Genomic DNA, 17,755 nt, shown 5'->3' with positions numbered 1-17,755 from the left:
TAGAGGTGATTGAAAACATGCTTGGACTTGGATTAGTTGCGGGTGTTGAGGTGTTGTCAGATATTTGTGGCGCCCTTAGCGGATTTATCATGCTGGTGCCAACATATACTATCCTAACTCAGCGGCGAGCACTTTATACCATCCAGAAAAAAATTCTGGAAAAGTACTCCCATGCAATGACCTCAATTGACGACGACATAAGTGAAGATCTGAAGCAAATGCTTACCGTAGTAGACTCATACGACCCCAGGGACAACAAGCTGATCATGGGTGGTATTGGGTTGTTAATAGTTTCATTTGCATTAAAGATTTTTTATCACGCCCTCACAAAACTGTGAAGCGCCCATGTTTTTTTACATAGTGGCACTTCCTGGATATTCAAGATTACTTAGCGTAACCAAATACAAATTCGAGCTTTTTCACTTCGGTTCTTTTTTGATCTCGCTGTGCATTCAAGCAAAGCGATTTCACTTAATAGCTTCGCTGTGCACCTCCCCAAACAAGTGACCAAAGCATAATATATATATACTCAACTGAACGCTGTATCAGATGCGTAGCTGACTTCGTGCGCCACATCACTATCTCTCATTACTCCACAATTGATCATCTCGGCCACAAGGTGAAACCGCCATCATGTTAAGTAATGTAGACGTACCTAGCCTGTTGAAAACAGTCGGTCCGCCCAAACAACCTGATCATTGACTGGTGAAAACGCCTTTTTTGCACGCTGCTACGTGGAATCAGAGTCCGGAAGCCTCTGTCGAAAGTAAAGATTTCAATCTCGGACGCATACTTTTCTGCCGCGCAAACCATGGCCGACTGTTTTCAACAGAATCGGCCGGAAGCAGTCCCTGGGCAACGGCCGTTTCTGGCTGTGGTTGTCTGGAATCAGCGGAGGGATTGGGGAGCCTCTAGTCTCATAAGTTTTCCCGTGTTAGCGGGGTAGAGTCCTTCCATGTTGTGGCTCCACGGGAGACGCCGTTCATGTCTTCCTCATCGGGCTAAAGGCGAATACGGGGCCTCTGTCAGAAGCCCCGCAGATCATCCACCGGCAACTTGAGTTCCTGCTTCGGCTCGGTTCCGGTTATGCGCTTGAGCGTCCGACTCACCACATCCACGTTGTTGTCGAAGCTGCCGTGGGTCGACCTGATGGTGACGTTGGAGCGGTTGTCGGGCCTGTCTGATCGGTAGCTGAACACCGTGCCTGCGTCGAGGATTTCGATCTGCTTGCGCCTGGCCAGGCCCGCCAACTGGACGGTCTGGCGCCATTTGCCCAGTGCCTCGCCGGTGCTGGAGGAGCCGTCCCAGCCCTTGTACTCGGGGTCGAGCACGTTGGCCTGGCCAAGGATCGGCATGCGCAGGTCGCCTTCCAGCGCGTTGGACACCAGATAGAGCAGCGACTTGCCGTAGGGGCCGATGCTGTCGTCACGCTCATTGCGGTCCGAAAGGATGTCCAGGTAGAGGTTCTGCATCAGCGTTTCGTGGGGAGCGAAGTGGCGATTGGCAAACTGCACCGTGCAGGCTGGTGCGTAGAGGTGGAGCGAGCGGACGTTCGTTTCGAGGCCGCGTGTGGCGAACAGGTCGATGACATGGCCAAGGAAGATCGAGCCGGCCGAATGTCCTACCAGGTGGACTTCCAGATCGTCGCCCCAGGTCCTGGCCAGGTTCTGTAGGGCCGTCACCAGTTTGTCGCCGCCACGGGTGGGTAGGCTGGAGAACTCGGCATTTTCTTTCATCTCGCTCCAGATCGGACGGGCGAAGGGGCGGCCAATTCCCCGCTCGAGGAGGATGTCGGCTCCGTCCTGGATGCTCTCGCGCAAACCGCCGGCACGGGCCGGTTCGCGCTGGAACATGTCGGTGATGATGTCCGTGATGGATTCAAGTACACCGGTCTTCCAGACTATGAACAGCGGATAGCAGCCATTGCCCAGAAAGTAGCGTCCCATCGCCCTCGCACGCTCGATGGCGGCAGCCTGGTCGTTCAGTCCGCCGTGGACGTAGAGCACCAAGCGTTTGGTCTTGCCCGGCTGGGAACGGAACCACTGGTCCGGCAGCCCGCAGGCCTGGTACAGCAGTGAACGGCTCAGTTCATCCTGGGTGAGGTGGCGATCGATACGTCCGTTGTTGCCGAAGATCACGCTGTGCTCATAGGCCTTGGGTTCATCCCACCACCGGGAGCTATCGACAGCGGCCGCAGCCATTGCCGTACTGCCGCCTGCGGCCAGTTGGCCGAGCATCACCCCCGGTACGCCCAGGGCTGCAACCCAGGCGTCCATGCCATTGGCGAGCCAGTCGGCGTAGCTCAGCAGGGCGAAACCGCCCCCACCCCAGGTGGTACCCCAGGAGTTCTGCACGATGAAGCCGGTGGCATTGAAACCGACCAGGGCGAAGGCGTGTCCGCCGCTCTGCGACGGCCTACCGTCGAACGGAATGGCCGGCAGGGCACCATGTCCGTTGACCTTGCCCTTGGGTTTTGCAACCTGGTTCCAGCCGTCGTGGGTGAAAGCGGACACATAGATCGCCCCGACCTGGCAGATGGCGGCCTGCAGATCAGTGATGGAACCGATGTCGATCCGATAGTAGATGCCCAATGTGTTGTCGGTTGCACGGGTTGCATAACCGAACTTCGGCGGCAGGGTGTCTTGGTCATCGTAGGGCCAGTCGGACTCCGGGCACACGCCGTGGTGGTGCCAGCCCTTCAGGGCGCCACGGCAACTGGAGCCCTCGTAGTCCTCGCCGGCGAACTCGTCGTAGCGTCGCGCGTAGTTGAAAAGCATCCGCGGGCTGACCGATTCCGGAACTTTGCCGTTGCCGTTCTTGCGCCAGCGCAGATAGTTAATCACGCAAGCCAGCCCGAAACCGGTGCAGGCTCCTTCCCGGCCCTGGTCGAGTATCAACCCTGACTGGGTGTAACGCGGCAGATATTCCTTGATCAGATCGTCACTGGGAAAGGCATCGGGCAGGCTTGAGGGTGGTGGCATGTAGGTGCGGTCACGCAGGTCCACTGGGTCCTTGCTGGCATTGAGCTGACGCGCGACTGGCGCTGGCGCCGCTGCAGCCTTTTTCGCCGCCGCGCCCTTGACCTGACGGGCGCGAGTCGGCTGTGGCATCAGCTCTGCAAGTCTGAAGACATCACTGAAACGGTCGAGGCCGTGGGAGCCGCCGTTGACCTCCTTGCGGGCCGCGCGGTAGTTGTCACTGCCCAGGGCGGTACGAATCCTGGACGCCCGGTCGGCAAGGAATCGCGCCAGGAGGACGGCCGCCACCTCGGGAGCATTGGCAAGGTCCGGCTGCGCTTTGATATCCAGGTCAATCTTCTCTGAATAGACGTGATAGTTGTGGCGCCCAGTCAGTTGTACGAAGCCACGGCCGCGGAAGTTCGGCCATCACCGGGCTCGGTGTTGCCGAGGTCCTTTCTGCCATCGTAGGCGCTGAACGGCGGCATGCCCGGGTTGGTATTGAACTTCGAGGGAAACTCCGAAATGGGCACGAAGCCTTCGGTCTCGGCGCGAATGGTGCCCAACGCGGCCAGTATCATCGGCCTGTCCGTCAGGTCGGCAGCTGCCAGTGCCGCAGCGACATAGGGAAGGTAGCGTTGGATGTTCGAAGCCTTGGTTGCGGGGAATAGAAGCTTCACCGTATCCACGCTGAGCTCCATGGCCAGCGCCTTGAGCTTGCGCAGACCCAGCAGGCTCTGGCAGTAAGGACCGACCACTCCGTCCGCCACTATGCCGATGCCCGATTGCCAGTGACGGACCGCCGATTCCGTCAATGCGTCGAAATCACTTCCTCCTGCAAGGCCGGGAAATCCTCGCTCGTCGTCGGCCAGTGCACTGGCCAGTTGCTTGCGAAGTTCCGCTACGTCATCGCCACTCTGGTTCCGTGCCAGCAGCATGTTCATGAATCTACCTCCCGTTGTCCGTTTTCCTTGCGCTGCATTGACTGCAGCCCTTGCCAGGCACCTGACGTGTAGATGTGACCGCTCCTGGCCCAAAAGCGGAACGGCTGAGATCAACGGCGCTGAGACGACGGGAACAACACCACGGAGCGACTTTTTGAGGTCTGGTGCAAGGAGTTTTGGAGTATAGCCGTGCTGGAGAATATGTAATGACGCTACCCTCGGAGGTCCCTACTCCTCAAAGCGCCCCGTGGCGTCGCGATCGCGATCATATCGTCTCGTCAGCGCAAACGGAGGCAACCAGGACTCGCGACGAACAATCCAGCTTTCGTAGGTTGGCACCAGTTGGTCCGGGGCATCCAGGGAGCCCAGGTTCACTTCGATTTCGTCGCCGGTGCGGCCAAAAACTGGTGAGCCACAGCGTGGACAGAAAAACCGTCCGGCGTAATCACGTGTTTCGCCGTCTATCGTCACAGCATCCTGAGGGAACACCGCAGACGCATGAAAAAGCGCGCCATGATGTTTGCGACAGTCGAGACAGTGACAAAGGCCGACTCGATATGGCCGTCCCGCCGCCTCAATTCGAACGTTGCCGCACAGGCAACCACCCGTGAATCGATCCATGTTGCTTCTCCTCTGAAATCAAGGTCAATACGCAGTTACCCCTCTGCGACAACAGGCCACCGCTCCCGGTAAATGTGAAAACTTTGTTAAGTATCTGTGCGCAGAGTCTTTTTTGAGCCGAAACAATCTGCCATACTAATGAGAATACTTATCAACACCATTACTATTTGCCAGGGACGGCTTCGGGGAGAGCCAGATTCATGCCGGGGCATCAACTGCAAAGCCGTAAGCGTTTTTCACCTGGCCTTCTGGCCATGGCCGTCTGCATCGTCAGCACTCAGGCAGCCATTGCCGCCGAAACCCAATCTACCGAAGACCCGTCCGGACAACCACCCGCCACGCTGGAACTGGGCGCCACCAATATAACCAGTGAACAGCTGGGTATCACTACCGAAGGCACCGGGTCCTACACCACCGGCGCCATGCAGACCGCAACCAAGTTGCCACTGACCATGCGCGAAACTCCACAGGCAGTGACGGTCATTACGCGCCAGCGCATGGATGACCAAGCCATGACCAGCGTCAACGATGTGGTCAAGAACACGCCCGGCCTGTTTCTCAGCCAGTCCAGCGGACCCGGCCGCCAGACTTACAGTTCTCGCGGCTTCGACATCGACAACATCATGTATGACGGCCTGCCAAGCGCCTATTCGGGCTGGACCATGGGCGTGCAGCCGAACCTGGCGATGTTTGATCGCGTGGAGGTGATTCGCGGCGCCACCGGCCTGGTCACTGGCGCCGGCAACCCTTCGGCGGCCATCAACATGGTGCGCAAGCGCCCCACTGCCGACCAACAGGTCACCCTGACCGGTGCCGCCGGTAGCTGGGATGATTACCGCGGCGAATTCGATGCTTCCAGCCCGCTGAACGATAGCGGCACCCTGCGCGGGCGAGTGGTGGGTTCCTATCGCGATGCCAACAGCTTTCGCGACAAGGAAGAAAGCGATCACGGTCTGTTCTACGGGATCGTGGAAGCCGACCTGAGCGACAGCACCACCGCGAGCCTGGGCTTCTCCCGTCAGGAAGACCAGACCAACTTCTTCTGGGGCGGCTTGCCCATCGGCACCGACGGCCACCACCTTAATCTGCCCCGCTCCACCTACCCCGGCACCGATTGGGAAAACAAGAAGCTGCGTGTCGACACTGTGTTCGGTGATGTAGAACATCGTTTCGACAACGATTGGAAACTGCACGTAGCAGGCTCCACCTCGACTCTGGACGGCCTGTTCTCGGGTACTTACCTGTCGCGCTACAACGGCCCGATGCAGACCACCGCCTACCAATCGAGGCAAGACGAAAAGCAAAGCGCTTTTGACACCTATGCCAGCGGCCCGGTCGAAGCCTTCGGTCGCACCCATGAAGTAGTGGTCGGCGCCAGTAAGCGCATCTACGACAACACCACCAAGGATTACAGCCCTTACGACACCGGATTGCCGATCGGCGCACCGAAACCGGACTTCGTGCGCGACGGTAAAAGCCACACCATCACCACCCAGGACGCTGTCTACCTGACGACCCGATTGAGCCTGGCCGACCCGCTCACACTGATACTCGGCGGCCGCCTGGACTGGTATGACTCCGACGACCGCGCAGGCGACAACGACTACAAGGTTACCCGCAACCTCACGCGCTACGCCGGCCTGATCTACAAGCTCGATGATCACCATTCCGTGTACGCCAGCTACACCGACATATTCACGCCGCAATCAAACCAGGACCTCTCCGGAAAAATGCTGGACCCGATCGTGGGGGAAAACTACGAAATCGGCATCAAGGGCGAGTACTTCAACGGTGCCCTCAACGCCAGCCTGGCGGTGTTTCAGACCGACCAGAAAAACCGTGCCACCGAAGCGGCTACACAGCTTGGCTGCCCGGTGCTCACCTGCTACGAAGCGTCCGGCCTGGTCCGCAGTCAAGGGATCGATATGGAACTGCAAGGCGCGCTCACCGAGAACTGGCAAGTCGGTGCCGGCTACACCTACACCCGTGCCCACTTCATCAAGGACACCAACCCGGCCAACAACAAGCAGCGTTTCGACCCCGACACGCCTGAGCATCTGTTCAAGGTCTCGACCGTTTACCACCTCCAGGGCCCTCTGGAAAAACTCCGTATCGGTGGCAACGTCTATTGGCAGAGCCGCATGTACAACGACGTGGCCGTGGCCGATGGCACCTATCGCCTCGAACAAGGCAGCTACGCCGTCGCCGACCTGATGGCGGGTTATCAGGTCAGCAAGCATCTGGACCTGCAACTGAACGCCAACAACATCTTCGACCGCGTCTATTACGCAGCGATTGGCACCAGCCCTACCTGGGGGTCTACCGAAACCTACGGCAACCCACGCAGCTATGGATTGACGGCGAAGTACAGCTTCTAAACGTGACTGGCACCGCTGCTACACACTCTGTAGCAGCGGTTCTGCGCAACAGTCGCTGGCCAAGTAACTTCTCAAGCCTGCGAATCTGAGTGCTCAATGCCGATTGTGCCGGAACTACCGGCCAGCAGACGGTTGTGGACTGCCGTTCCGCCGTTGCCACTCGTCAACGACATCGCCCATGGTCTTGGGGGTGTCGTTGCCAATCCACGCCATGAACGCCCGGTCGAACTTGAACCCTGCGCCGCAGTGCTCAAGCATGAAACGGCGCACGTTCTGGGTGTTTTTATAGTGTTTGGAGACTGCGGTATCGCGAGTGATAGAGCTGCTATGCCAGTCAAAATCCATCTTTTTTCCCCTACAACGTCCTGAGTTGGGCAATCATAGCGCGCCGCAAGCCAGCGGATTAAACAAGGAGATAAAAACATGGACAGTCCGGATGAACCCGTATTGGCTCGCTATAGAAAGTACCTGAGGATCGAGGCGGCGCTGCTGATCGCCGGCATGCTGGGCGCATTCATCCTGAACGGCTATGCCCACCTGGAAAAGTACTACCTGGTACTGGACGTGCCCATTGACCGCTTGAACTTCAGCGCACAAAAACTGGCCGCTTATGGTGGCGCGGGGCTGAGTTCAGTCATCGCGGCCATCCTGTTCATGATTGCTCTGGTATTTGCCATGACGATGCTCATCGCCCTGAGCGAAAAGCCCGGCAGACAACCTCCACCGGCCAGAACCTTGCCCACATGGATCGACAACCGGCGTCGACGTGCCAGCGAATTGAGCACGCCTTTCAAGCTCCTTGGGGTGTGTATCGCCCTCGCCGCCGTGGCTTACTCCGCCTGGTACTTCACCGTCAGCGTCCCTCTGGAGTCGGGTAAAAAGGCAGCCCTCGAAACAGCAAAAGAATGCCAGGAACGCACGCTGACCTTCAGTAACCTGGACCGTTACACCGCCTGCCAGGTAGCGGAATCAGACGACATGTTCTACCTGCTCAAACGCGAGCCGGGAGACCCGTCGGGCCAGTCCTTCCACACGCTGCAAGTGCCCAAGGCCGGGCTAATCAAAAGCGAGGGGCAGACGCAGTTCGTGAAGGACACGCCTTAACCCCACGGCACGACGGCCTCAGCTATTTTGGCAGGCGTTGCCAGTGATCTGAAGCGCACCTCCATATCGGCGAACGCGAAATTCCGGGCAGTGAACAGAGTTTCCACGGGGCGTTTAGGTACCTATACTGCCAATCTGTTATTCCTATCTGCGCTTCAACATCCACGAGACTGAACATGGACATTCACTCGATACTGACCTACTCCCTCGTCGCCGGCATTGCCATCGCCAGCCCTGGCCCGGCGACTCTAATGGCGCTCAATAACAGCCTCACTTACGGAGCCAAATCCACCTTGTGGTCTTCCCTGGGCAATGTCAGCGGACTGTTTTGCATATCAGCGGCGGCGATGTTGGGGCTGGGGGCACTGATCCTCAGTTCCGAGTGGATCTTCAGTGCCGTGAAGATCTTGGGTGCCGGCTATCTGTTTTACCTGGGGGCGAAGAATCTGTTGAAGACAACCCCGACGCTTTCAGATAACCCGCAAGTCCCGATGCGCGTCAGCAGCCCGTCACCCATGAAGTTGTTCAAGTCAGCCTTTTTAACCGCCGTCACCAACCCTAAAGCGGTGCTGTTCTTCACCGCACTGTTCCCGCAATTCATTGACCGGCACTCGACCCTGGTGCCGCAGTTTCTGGTCTTGACCCTGATCTTCATGACGCTGTCGGCGCTGTCGTTGACCCTGTACGCTCTGCTCGCCTCCCAAACCAAAGGCCTGCTGGCCCGGCCGGGATTTTCGAAATGGGTTAATCGCGTGATCGGCTCCACCTTTATCTTTTTCGGGACGATGCTGTTGACGATGCGCCGGCAAACGGCCTAGTACGCCTGCACCAACCGCCGCACCTTTACCAGCGCCTCTCGCAATGCCGCCATGCCCACCGACCCCAGCGCCAGGCGCAGTGCATGGGGCACATTGGCCGAGATCGCAAACGGCTCGGCCGTCGACACCGAGATATTTTCGCGCATCAGCGCCATGGCGATCTGGTCGGCCCGCGCGTCTTCCGGCAGTGGCAGCCACAGAAAATACGAGGACGGATGACTGACGTAATGCAGGTCGCCCAATACTTCGGCGGCCAGGGCTTGCCGGGCCTGGGCGTCCTGGCGCTTATGAGTTTCAAGCTGGGCGACGGTGCCGTCGTCGATCCAGGCAGCAGCAATGGCCGTCATCACCCCTGGGGTATTCCAGACGGTGGCCATGAGGGTGCGTTCTAGGGCAGACACCCACTGCGCAGGCGTACTGACAAATCCGATCCGCAAACCGGTGGCCACGCTCTTGGACAGCCCTGAGACATACACCGTTCTTTCCGGTGCCAACTGCGCCAGTGGCGGCGGCGCATCCTCCACCAGAAACGCGTAGGCCGCGTCCTCGATGAGGATCAAATCATGCTCGCGAGCGATAGCCACCAGTTGCTGGCGCTGCTCCACTCCCATCACCCAACCCAGCGGATTATGCAGGGTCGGCATGCTGTACACGGCTCGCACTGAGCGGGTGCGACAGAGCTTTTCCAGGGCGATAAGATCGGGCCCCGTCGCAGTGACTGGTATGGCCACGGTTTCAAGGTGCAGTGTCTCGGCCAGCACCTTAAAGCCGGAGTAGGTCAACGCATCCACCGCCACCACATCACCGGGTTTGAGCAACGCCATCATCGCCACCGCCAAGCCATGTTGGGCACCGCTGACGATCAGTACCTGCTCGGCGGCAACCGTCAACCCTCGACTGCGCAGATGACGCGCCATCGCTGCCCGCTCATGCGGCCGGCCGCCATGGGGCTGGTAGCGCAACAGCGATTCCAGGTCGCCGGACAGCGCCAACTGCCGCAACGCCGTGCGCAGCAGATCGGCCTGGCCGGGTACCGACGGATAGTTGAAGTTGAGGTCGATCATGCCCGCTGCCACGGCGACCTGGCCAATGCCCTGCCCCGGCGACAGCGATATCTCCCGCACAAAGGTGCCGCGCCCGGTTTCGCCGCTGACCAGGCCCATGGACTCAAGTTCGGTATACACCCGGCTCGCCGTGACCAAGGCCAATCCGTGGCTGGCAGCCAACTGCCGGTGTGTCGGCAAGCGGGTGCCAGGCGCCAGGACCCCGCTGCGGATATCCCTGGCAAACGTATCGACCAACGACTTGTAACGAGCGCGAGGCATAGGCGATGTATCCATGACAATTTTTTGATTGTCTTAATCTTCGATCATAGGATGCGCTGAATGCAACCCACCTATCGAGCGCAACTCTCATGGAACGTACCTCTCACCTGAGCACCGCTGAACACAGCACCCGCGGCTGGATCAACGGCTTTATCGGCGTGCTGATCTTCAGCGGTTCGCTGCCGGCGACGCGGGTGGCGGTGCTGGAGTTCGATCCGGTGTTTCTGACCGTCGCCCGAGCGACCATCGCCGCCCTGCTTGGGCTGTGCCTGCTCTGGCGGTTCAAGGAAAAGCGCCCTGCGCGTAGCCAATTAATGCCACTGGTCATCGTCGCCCTGGGTGTGGTGATAGGTTTCCCGTTGCTGACAGCCCTGGCGTTGCAGTACGTGACCTCCGCCCATTCCATCGTTTTTATCGGCCTGCTGCCCCTGGCCACCGCCGTATTCGGCGTGCTGCGCGGCGGCGAACGGCCGCGACCGGTGTTCTGGCTATTCTCGATACTGGGCAGCCTGCTGGTGATGGGTTACGCCGTGTCCCAAGGGCTCAGCGCGGCACCCATCGGCGACCTGCTGATGCTGTTGGCGGTACTGGCCTGCGGGCTGGGTTATGCCGAAGGGGCGAAGCTGTCCAAAACCCTGGGCGGCTGGCAGGTGATTTGCTGGGCACTGGTACTGTCGCTGCCGGTGGTAGCGCCACTGACCGCCGTGCTGGCACCCGACTCATTCTCGGGCATCAGCCTGCCAGCCTGGCTCAGCCTGGGCTATGTGTCGCTGTTCAGCATGCTGATTGGCTTTGTGTTCTGGTATCGCGGGCTGGCCCAGGGTGGCATCGCTGCGGTGGGACAGTTGCAGTTGCTGCAACCGTTCTTCGGCCTGGCGCTGGCGGCCACCTTGCTCCATGAGCAGGTCAGCCTAGGCATGCTGGGGGTGACGGTGGCGGTGATTATGTGCGTGGCCGGGGCGAAGAAATTTGCCCGCTAGCTCAGGTTGCTGGATTTATTCCAGTGCCTGGCATTAGGCTCGTCGGATGATGGGAGTCACATTCACCCACAAAAACAAGGAACCACGATGCACACCCCTTCCCTGCAAGACACCACCGCGCCGGACGGCGTCTGTTATGGCTGCGGCGCCAGCAACCCGCACGGGCTGCACGTCAAGAGCCGTTGGGACGAAGACGGCGTCCACGTCATCGCCGAACACCAGCCCGACACCAAATACTGCGGCTGGCCAGACCTGGTCTACGGCGGGTTGATCGCCATGCTGGTGGACTGTCATTCCAACTGGACCGCCATGGCCTATCACTACCAGGCTGAAAATCGCACCCCAGGCAGCCTGCCGCGCATCGACTGTGTGACCGGCAACCTCGGCATCAAGTTCATCAAACCAACCCCCATGGGCGTGCCACTGACCTTGCGGGCCAAGGTCGAGGGCGAAGTCGGGCGCAAGAGCCGGGTGGTCTGCGAGGTGTATGCCGATGGCGTGCTGACGGCGATTGGTGACTCAATCTTCGTGCGGGTCGATATCGGACAGTTGGCAGCCGCGGCCCATGGTCGGCAAGCCTGATAGTGGTCTACATTCAACGCCATCTGCTGAACGGTCCCTGTGAAGAGGAATGCACCGATGACTCGTCTGACCGCCAAAGACTTTGCCCCTGAACTGCTGGAGCTCTACGACGGCTACGCCCACGGCAAGATCAACCGGCGAGAGTTTCTCGACCGTGCGGCGCTGTTCACCTTCGGCGGGTTGACCGCCTCGGCCCTGCTCGCCTCCCTGAGCCCCAATTACGCCCTGGCCGAGCAGGTTAAATTCACTGACCCGGACATCGTCGCCGACTACATCACCTACCCCTCGCCCAAGGGCAATGGCGAGGTCCGCGGCTATCTGGTTCGCCCGGCCAAAACCACCGGTAAGCTTGCGGCTGTGGTGGTGGTGCATGAAAACCGTGGGCTTAACCCCTACATCGAAGACGTCGCCCGGCGCCTGGCCAAGGCCGGGTTTATCGCCCTGGCACCTGATGGCCTGACCTCGGTAGGCGGTTATCCCGGCAACGATGAAAAAGGCGTGGCGCTGCAACAAACCGTCGACCCGACCAAACTGATGAACGACTTCTTCGCCGCCATCGAATGGCTGATGAACCATGACGCCAGCACCGGCAAGGTCGGCATTACCGGCTTCTGTTATGGCGGCGGCGTGACCAATGCCGCGGCCGTGGCCTATCCGGAACTGGGGGCCGCGGTGTCGTTTTATGGCCGCCAGCCGCAGGCAAAGGATGTGCCCAACATCAAGGCGCCGATCATGTTGCACTTCGGCGAGTTGGACACGCGGATCAATGAGGGTTGGCCAGCCTATGAAACAGCCTTGAAAGCGGCCGGCACGAACTATGAAGCCTTTATCTACAAGGGCGCCAACCATGGTTTTCATAACGACTCCACGCCCAGGTATGACGAAGCAGCCGCGAACCTGGCCTGGGAGCGGACCTTGGGGTGGTTTGGCAAGTATCTGGTTTAGGCACAGAACCTGTGGCGAGCGGGCTTATTGTGGCGCCTCCACCACCTCCTGCAACCATTCCTTGAACGCCAGCATCGCCGACGTCTCGGCCCGTGACTGCAAGCGCGTCAGCCAGTAACTGCCAGTGGTGATCCCCACGTCGAACGGCTGCTGGATCGCATCCGTGACCAGTTGCCTGGAAAACATCATCGCCGGAGCGAGGGCCACACCGACGCCTTGCAGCGCGGCCTCCATCATCGCCAATGAGGAATCGAAGACGACGCTACGAGGCACTAAAGTGTCGGCAGGCAAGCCCGCCGCCTGGAACCACTGAGTCCATTCGTCGGCACGATAAGAACGCAGTAAGGTGTGTTTCAACAGGTCCGCGGGCGTGTGTAATTGCCGAGCGATCTGCGGCACGCACAACACCGTGAGCGGCGCCTCCAGCAACTCAACCGCGTCGGTACCGTGCCAGGCACCTGCACCGAAGCGGATCGCGTAGTCCAGGCCTTCGGCGGCAACATCGACGCGGTTGTTGTGGGTAGACAAGCGCAGGTCGATAAACGGGTAGCGTGCCTGAAAATCCCCCAGGCGCGGCAGCAGCCAGCCCACGGCGAAGGTACCCACCGCGCCCACCGTCAACACTTCGCGGTAATGCCCGCCTTCGAACTGGCCGAGGGTTTGGGCGATACGGTCGAAGGATTCGCGCAGCACCGGCAACAGGGTTTCGCCTTCTCGGGTGAGCATCAGGCCACGGGGCAGGCGCTTGAACAGAATGACATTGAGCTGCGCCTCCAGGCTTTTCACCTGATGGCTGACCGCCGCCTGAGTCACGCACAATTCAATGGCCGCGCGGGTAAAACTCAAATGCCGCGCCGAGGCTTCAAAGGCTCGCAGGGCATTGAGAGGTAGATGAGAACGAAGCATGACCTAACCCCAAATTTTTCTAATGGCTGCCGCTAGATATCATCGTTTGTCGATCCGGGGAAAAGTGCCTAGATTTGCAGCGCCTGCGCAGGTAGCAGTATTCAAGATCAACCTCATGGAAGCGACTCAATCATGTACGAAAAGACTTTGTTTAAAATGCGCAACGTCGCAATCTTCACCTTATTGCTCGGCGCAGGCAACTGCATGGCCGCCACCGATCTGCGCAAGATGGTGGATGACACCATTGAACCGCTGATGCGGCAGCAGGCTATCCCTGGCCTGTCGGTGGCCATCGTGCAGAACGGTAAGGCTCAATACTTTAACTACGGCGTTGCGTCAAAAGACGGCCAGCAACCGGTGACCGAAAACACCCTGTTTGAAATCGGCTCGGTCAGCAAAACCTTCACCGCGACCCTGGCAGGGTACGCCCAGGCCACCGGCAAACTGAACCTGTCGGCTCCGGCCAGCCAGTACTTGCCAGCCTTGCGCGGTAGCAAATTTGACCACATCAGCGTCCTCAACCTGGGGACTTACACCGCTGGCGGCCTGCCGTTGCAGTTTCCTCGCGATGCCGACAACGCCGACCGGATGATCAGCTACTTCCAGCACTGGAAGCCCGATTTCGCCCCTGGCACCCACCGCCTGTACTCCAACCCCAGCCTGGGCCTGTTCGGTTATTTGGCAGCGCAAAGCCTGGGGCAGCCGTTCGACCGGCTGATGGAACAGACCCTGCTCCCGAAACTGGGCCTCAAGCACACCTACATCACGGTGCCCAAGGAGCAGATGAACCTGTACGCCCAAGGCTATGGCAAGGATGACAAGCCGGTGCGCGTCGGCCCTGGCGCGATGGACAGTGAAGCCTATGGCGTGAAAAGCAGCCCATCGGACCTGATCCACTACGTCGGTGTGAATATGCACCCGGCCAATCTGGAAAAACCGCTACAGCAGGCCATCGCCAACACCCACACGGGTTTCTATACCGTTGATGGCACCATCCAAGGCCTGGGCTGGGAGATGTACTCCTACCCGATCACACTGGACGCCTTGCTCGCCGGTAACTCGACAGCCATGATCCTGGAACCGCATAAGGTCAACTGGCTGACACCACCGCAGCCCCCTCGGGCCGACACGCTGGTCAACAAGACCGGTTCCACCAGCGGCTTCGGCGCCTACGTGGCTTATGTCCCAAGCAAAGGCATCGGCATCGTGATCCTGGCGAACAAGAACTACCCGAATGCGGAACGGGTGAAAGCGGCCCACGCTATCTTGAAAGCAATGGACCAATAGGCCCCGCCGAAGTCACGAACAGGTGTTGATGCCACAGACGCTCACTTAACAGTCTTTGACAGTTTCCCGACAAAGCTCTCAAAGACTGTTGGACACCCCTTCCCTAGCATTCAAGCATCCAAATTACCTGCTGGGTGCTTGCCATGTTTCGCACATTGCGCAGTCTTCCGCTGCTGGGTTGTCTGCTGGGCAGTATGGGTTGCCACGGACAACCACCGGCTGCGCCGCCGATCCCCAAGGGCGACTACCGCGCAATCATTCGTTACCTGCAAACCCGCATTCCCTGGGAGATGGCCCGCCATAACGTGCCGGGACTGTCCATTGCCCTAGTCAACGGCCAGGAGCTGATCTGGGCCCGTGGCTTCGGCTTTGCCGACAAAGCGCGGGGCGTTCCGGTGTCGCCGAACACGGCGTTCCGCGCCGGGCCACTGTCCAAGCTGATCACCGCTACCGCTGCGTTGCAATTGGTGGAGCAACAGCGGCTGGCCCTCGATGCGCCGATCCAGGACACCCTCAAGGAGTTCTACGTACGTTCGCGCTTTCATGCCGACCAGAGCGCCGCCGACCGCGACATCACTTTGCGCCGCTTGCTCAGCCATCAGTCCGGGCTGCCCAGCGAACACTTGCGGGACCTGCGCAGCAGCTTCGCCATGAGCCAGATGCCGATGCGCGTCTCGGGGGTCTGGTTGAGTACGCCACCGGGCACCCAGGTGGCCTATTCCAACCTGGGTTATGCGCTGGTGGGCGCGGCCATCGAGCGCAGCGCCGGTCAGGATTTCGAAAACCAGCTGCAACACAGTCTGCTCAAGCCCCTGGAGATGGAGCAATCGAGCTTTGTCGGCACTACCACGCAACAGGTGTACCGGGCCCAGGGCTATCAGGATGGCGCCATCAGCCCCGATGCCCAGGTCCGCGACCTCGCCGCCAGCGGCTTGTGGGCCAGCCCCAAGGACCTCAGTCATTACGTGCAGATGCTGTTCGCCCAAGGCACCTACAAAGACAAACGGCTGCTGAGCAGTGCATCAATCAACGAGATGCTCAGCCAGCAAAACACCGGCAACGCCCTGGATTTCGACTGCCAGATCGGTCTGGCCTGGTTTCTCGCGCCCTGTGGCGACGAACCGGTCAGCGCCGGGGTGCGAACCTTCCAGCACAGCGGCGCAAGCGACGACTTCGCCGCCCAGTTGACGATGCTGCCGGACCAGCAATTGGCGGTGATCGTCATGAGCAACGACAGCAACGCCGAAGACATGGTCGCCACCCTCACCACCCAAACCCTGCGCCTGATGCTCCAGGCCCAGAGTGGCGAGGCCATTTGCCCGGCTGATTGCCAGGCGCACGCCGGCGGCCTTGATCATCGCCACGTACCGGCCGCCATGGACCGCAAGCGACTGGCCGGTTTTTACGCCACGGCCTGGGGCATCTTCCGGATCAAGGAAGAGAACAACCAGCTGTACGGTGAACTGGCCGACGACCGCTTCGAACTGTTGCGCGACGACAACGGCTGGCTGCGGGCACAGAAAAAATTCCTCGGCTTCTGGCTCAAGGACCTAGGTGAGCTGGGCCGTGTGCAACTGGACGTAGTGACCCTTCAAGGCCGGCAGATGCTCACCGCCCGCAGCCACGGCCAGCTCGTGCCCGTGGGCGAACGCATTGAACCGACGCCGCTGACCGGCGCCTGGGCCAACACCATCGGCACCTATCAGGTGCTCAGCACCCATGAACCCGACGCACCGCTCAGTGGCATCAGCGTGCGCCTGGAAGAAGGCTTTCTGGTGATTCGCGGCCAACTGCACGACCAGCCCTTGACCGACTACATCCTGCTGCCGGTGGACAACGCCCATGCCGTGCTCGCCGGTAACGGCTATGGCCTGGGCGACACCGTAAGCCGCCAGATCAATGGCCTGAGCGCCTCCGGCTACCACTTCAAGCGCACCGACACACCCCACAACCCCTTGAACCTCTAACCCAAAACGAAGGCCATCATGCGTTCAAAAACGATCTACCTGTCCCTGACCTCACTGTGCCTGGCCACCGGCGCCCAGACCTCACTGGCCGAAGACTGGCAATACAGCCTCAAAGGTGGTGTCGCCAACCTGCCCCGCTACAGCGGCAGTAACGAACGCGTGACCACGCCGCTGCTGGGAGGTGAAATCGTCAGCCCCTGGGGGATTTTCCTCAGCACCGACAAGGGCCTGGGCTGGGGATATGAAGGGGAAAATGCCAGTTTCAGCGCCTACGTGGGCCCCAGTGCCGGGCGCAAGGATAAAAAGAAAAGCGGTCATGCCGGCTCTGACAGACTCAAGGGCATGGGCGAGATCAAGTCACGGGCGCAACTGGGCCTCAGCGCCAGTTATACCCTGGGCTCGGTGATCCTCGGCGCGACCCTGGAACATGCGCTGGAGGAGGACGATAAAAAAGACGCCGGCAAAGCCTTTACCAGCCTGGAACTGAGCATCGGCACCAACCTGTATGACGGCGACTACGGCACCGTGGACGCCAGCCTCAACAGTCGGTTTGGTGACGGCAATTACGTACAGACCTGGTACGGCGTCACCACCGGGCAAGCTGCGCAAAGCCGCTTTCGCGCTTATGACGCCAAGGGCGGGTTGGTCAGCCGAGGCATGAACCTGAGTTGGAGCCTGCCCATCAGCGACCACACCCAATTTTCCACCCTGCTGGATGTGCAATATTTGTCCAATGACGCAGGCAAGAGCCCGATTGTCGAGCGTAGGTTGCAAACATCGGTAATGGGGGTGGTTGAGTACACTTTCTGACGGGGTAATCCCTGCAACAACCACAGGTATCTACGCATCTTCGAAAGAAGGAATGGGCGTAGATACCGTCTTGAGCCTCACCGGGCAAGAGCAAGTTTCGGGTCATAAGGCTGCACGATTCCCACATTAGC

At 59.8% G+C, this 17,755-nt stretch carries 17 protein-coding genes; 10 read left to right on the top strand and 7 right to left on the bottom strand.

From position 1 onward, the window contains the following. Window positions 1–5 precede the first annotated feature (5 nt). A complete protein-coding gene (locus ACZRKZ_RS17620; RefSeq protein WP_463982257.1) occupies window positions 6–338 on the top strand; it encodes a hypothetical protein in 333 nt (110 codons plus the stop codon). A gap of 687 nt (window positions 339–1,025) precedes the next feature. Here ACZRKZ_RS17620 and ACZRKZ_RS17615 read toward each other — a convergent pair. The 3 genes from ACZRKZ_RS17615 to ACZRKZ_RS17605 form a co-directional block, all read right to left on the bottom strand. After that, window positions 1,026–3,266, bottom strand: a complete 2,241-nt coding sequence (locus ACZRKZ_RS17615) for a C1 family peptidase (protein WP_463982256.1) — start codon at window positions 3,264–3,266, stop codon at window positions 1,026–1,028. A gap of 83 nt (window positions 3,267–3,349) precedes the next feature. Continuing rightward, window positions 3,350–3,901 (bottom strand): peptidoglycan-binding protein, encoded by a 552-nt coding sequence (locus ACZRKZ_RS17610; protein ID WP_463982255.1) that lies wholly within the window; start codon window positions 3,899–3,901, stop codon window positions 3,350–3,352. A gap of 228 nt (window positions 3,902–4,129) precedes the next feature. Then, window positions 4,130–4,522 carry a GFA family protein gene (locus tag ACZRKZ_RS17605; protein WP_463982254.1) on the bottom strand — a complete coding sequence of 131 codons (393 nt, stop codon included), beginning with the start codon at window positions 4,520–4,522 and terminating at the stop codon, window positions 4,130–4,132. Between the two features lie 200 nt (window positions 4,523–4,722). On the opposite strand from ACZRKZ_RS17605, the gene ACZRKZ_RS17600 reads away from it, so the two are divergent. Then, window positions 4,723–6,900 (top strand): TonB-dependent siderophore receptor, encoded by a 2,178-nt coding sequence (locus tag ACZRKZ_RS17600; RefSeq protein ID WP_463982253.1) that lies wholly within the window; start codon window positions 4,723–4,725, stop codon window positions 6,898–6,900. Here the strand turns inward: ACZRKZ_RS17600 and ACZRKZ_RS17595 are convergent. Together ACZRKZ_RS17595 and ACZRKZ_RS17590 are read right to left on the bottom strand one after the other, a co-directional pair. Then, on the bottom strand, window positions 6,842–7,060 hold the full coding sequence (locus ACZRKZ_RS17595) for a LysR family transcriptional regulator (protein WP_463982252.1): 219 nt from the start codon (window positions 7,058–7,060) through the stop codon (window positions 6,842–6,844). The genes ACZRKZ_RS17600 and ACZRKZ_RS17595 overlap by 59 nt on opposite strands. After that, window positions 7,015–7,245 (bottom strand): DUF6434 domain-containing protein, encoded by a 231-nt coding sequence (locus tag ACZRKZ_RS17590; RefSeq protein ID WP_463982251.1) that lies wholly within the window; start codon window positions 7,243–7,245, stop codon window positions 7,015–7,017. The genes ACZRKZ_RS17595 and ACZRKZ_RS17590 overlap by 46 nt, the downstream gene beginning before the upstream one ends. A 78-nt stretch (window positions 7,246–7,323) precedes the next feature. On the opposite strand from ACZRKZ_RS17590, the gene ACZRKZ_RS17585 reads away from it, so the two are divergent. Further along, on the top strand, window positions 7,324–8,004 hold the full coding sequence (locus ACZRKZ_RS17585) for a hypothetical protein (RefSeq protein WP_463982250.1): 681 nt from the start codon (window positions 7,324–7,326) through the stop codon (window positions 8,002–8,004). Window positions 8,005–8,180: 176 nt separating this feature from the next. After that, a complete protein-coding gene (locus ACZRKZ_RS17580) occupies window positions 8,181–8,822 on the top strand; it encodes a LysE family translocator (protein ID WP_463982249.1) in 642 nt (213 codons plus the stop codon). Here ACZRKZ_RS17580 and ACZRKZ_RS17575 read toward each other — a convergent pair. Continuing rightward, window positions 8,819–10,147 carry an aminotransferase-like domain-containing protein gene (locus tag ACZRKZ_RS17575; RefSeq protein ID WP_463982248.1) on the bottom strand — a complete coding sequence of 443 codons (1,329 nt, stop codon included), beginning with the start codon at window positions 10,145–10,147 and terminating at the stop codon, window positions 8,819–8,821. The two genes, ACZRKZ_RS17580 and ACZRKZ_RS17575, sit on opposite strands and share 4 nt — an antisense overlap. 89 nt (window positions 10,148–10,236) lie before the next feature. On the opposite strand from ACZRKZ_RS17575, the gene ACZRKZ_RS17570 reads away from it, so the two are divergent. The 3 genes from ACZRKZ_RS17570 to yghX all read left to right on the top strand — a co-directional run bounded on the left by ACZRKZ_RS17570 (window position 10,237) and on the right by yghX (window position 12,654). After that, a complete protein-coding gene (locus ACZRKZ_RS17570; protein WP_463968645.1) occupies window positions 10,237–11,127 on the top strand; it encodes a DMT family transporter in 891 nt (296 codons plus the stop codon). Between the two features lie 87 nt (window positions 11,128–11,214). After that, window positions 11,215–11,709 (top strand): PaaI family thioesterase, encoded by a 495-nt coding sequence (locus ACZRKZ_RS17565; RefSeq protein WP_463982247.1) that lies wholly within the window; start codon window positions 11,215–11,217, stop codon window positions 11,707–11,709. 57 nt (window positions 11,710–11,766) lie between these two features. Further along, on the top strand, window positions 11,767–12,654 hold the full coding sequence (gene yghX, locus ACZRKZ_RS17560; RefSeq protein WP_463982246.1) for a YghX family hydrolase: 888 nt from the start codon (window positions 11,767–11,769) through the stop codon (window positions 12,652–12,654). 24 nt (window positions 12,655–12,678) lie between these two features. On the opposite strand, the gene ACZRKZ_RS17555 is transcribed toward yghX, so the two are convergent. Continuing rightward, the gene (locus ACZRKZ_RS17555; protein ID WP_463968648.1) at window positions 12,679–13,560 is read right to left on the bottom strand and encodes a LysR family transcriptional regulator; all 882 of its coding nucleotides are present in this window, start codon (window positions 13,558–13,560) and stop codon (window positions 12,679–12,681) included. A 156-nt stretch (window positions 13,561–13,716) separates the two neighbouring features. Here ACZRKZ_RS17555 and ampC point away from each other — a divergent pair, with 156 nt between their 5' ends. The 3 genes from ampC to ACZRKZ_RS17540 all read left to right on the top strand — a co-directional run bounded on the left by ampC (window position 13,717) and on the right by ACZRKZ_RS17540 (window position 17,624). Continuing rightward, window positions 13,717–14,847, top strand: a complete 1,131-nt coding sequence (gene ampC, locus ACZRKZ_RS17550; protein ID WP_463982245.1) for a class C beta-lactamase — start codon at window positions 13,717–13,719, stop codon at window positions 14,845–14,847. Window positions 14,848–14,990: 143 nt separating this feature from the next. Continuing rightward, on the top strand, window positions 14,991–16,814 hold the full coding sequence (locus ACZRKZ_RS17545; protein WP_463982244.1) for a serine hydrolase domain-containing protein: 1,824 nt from the start codon (window positions 14,991–14,993) through the stop codon (window positions 16,812–16,814). Between the two features lie 18 nt (window positions 16,815–16,832). Continuing rightward, a complete protein-coding gene (locus tag ACZRKZ_RS17540; protein ID WP_463982243.1) occupies window positions 16,833–17,624 on the top strand; it encodes a MipA/OmpV family protein in 792 nt (263 codons plus the stop codon). Window positions 17,625–17,755: the final 131 nt, after the last annotated feature.

The organism is Pseudomonas sp. c313 (assembly GCF_055407145.1).
The sequence above is the reverse complement of the archived record's forward strand: the minus strand, read 5'-3'. Positions and strand labels throughout refer to the sequence as shown.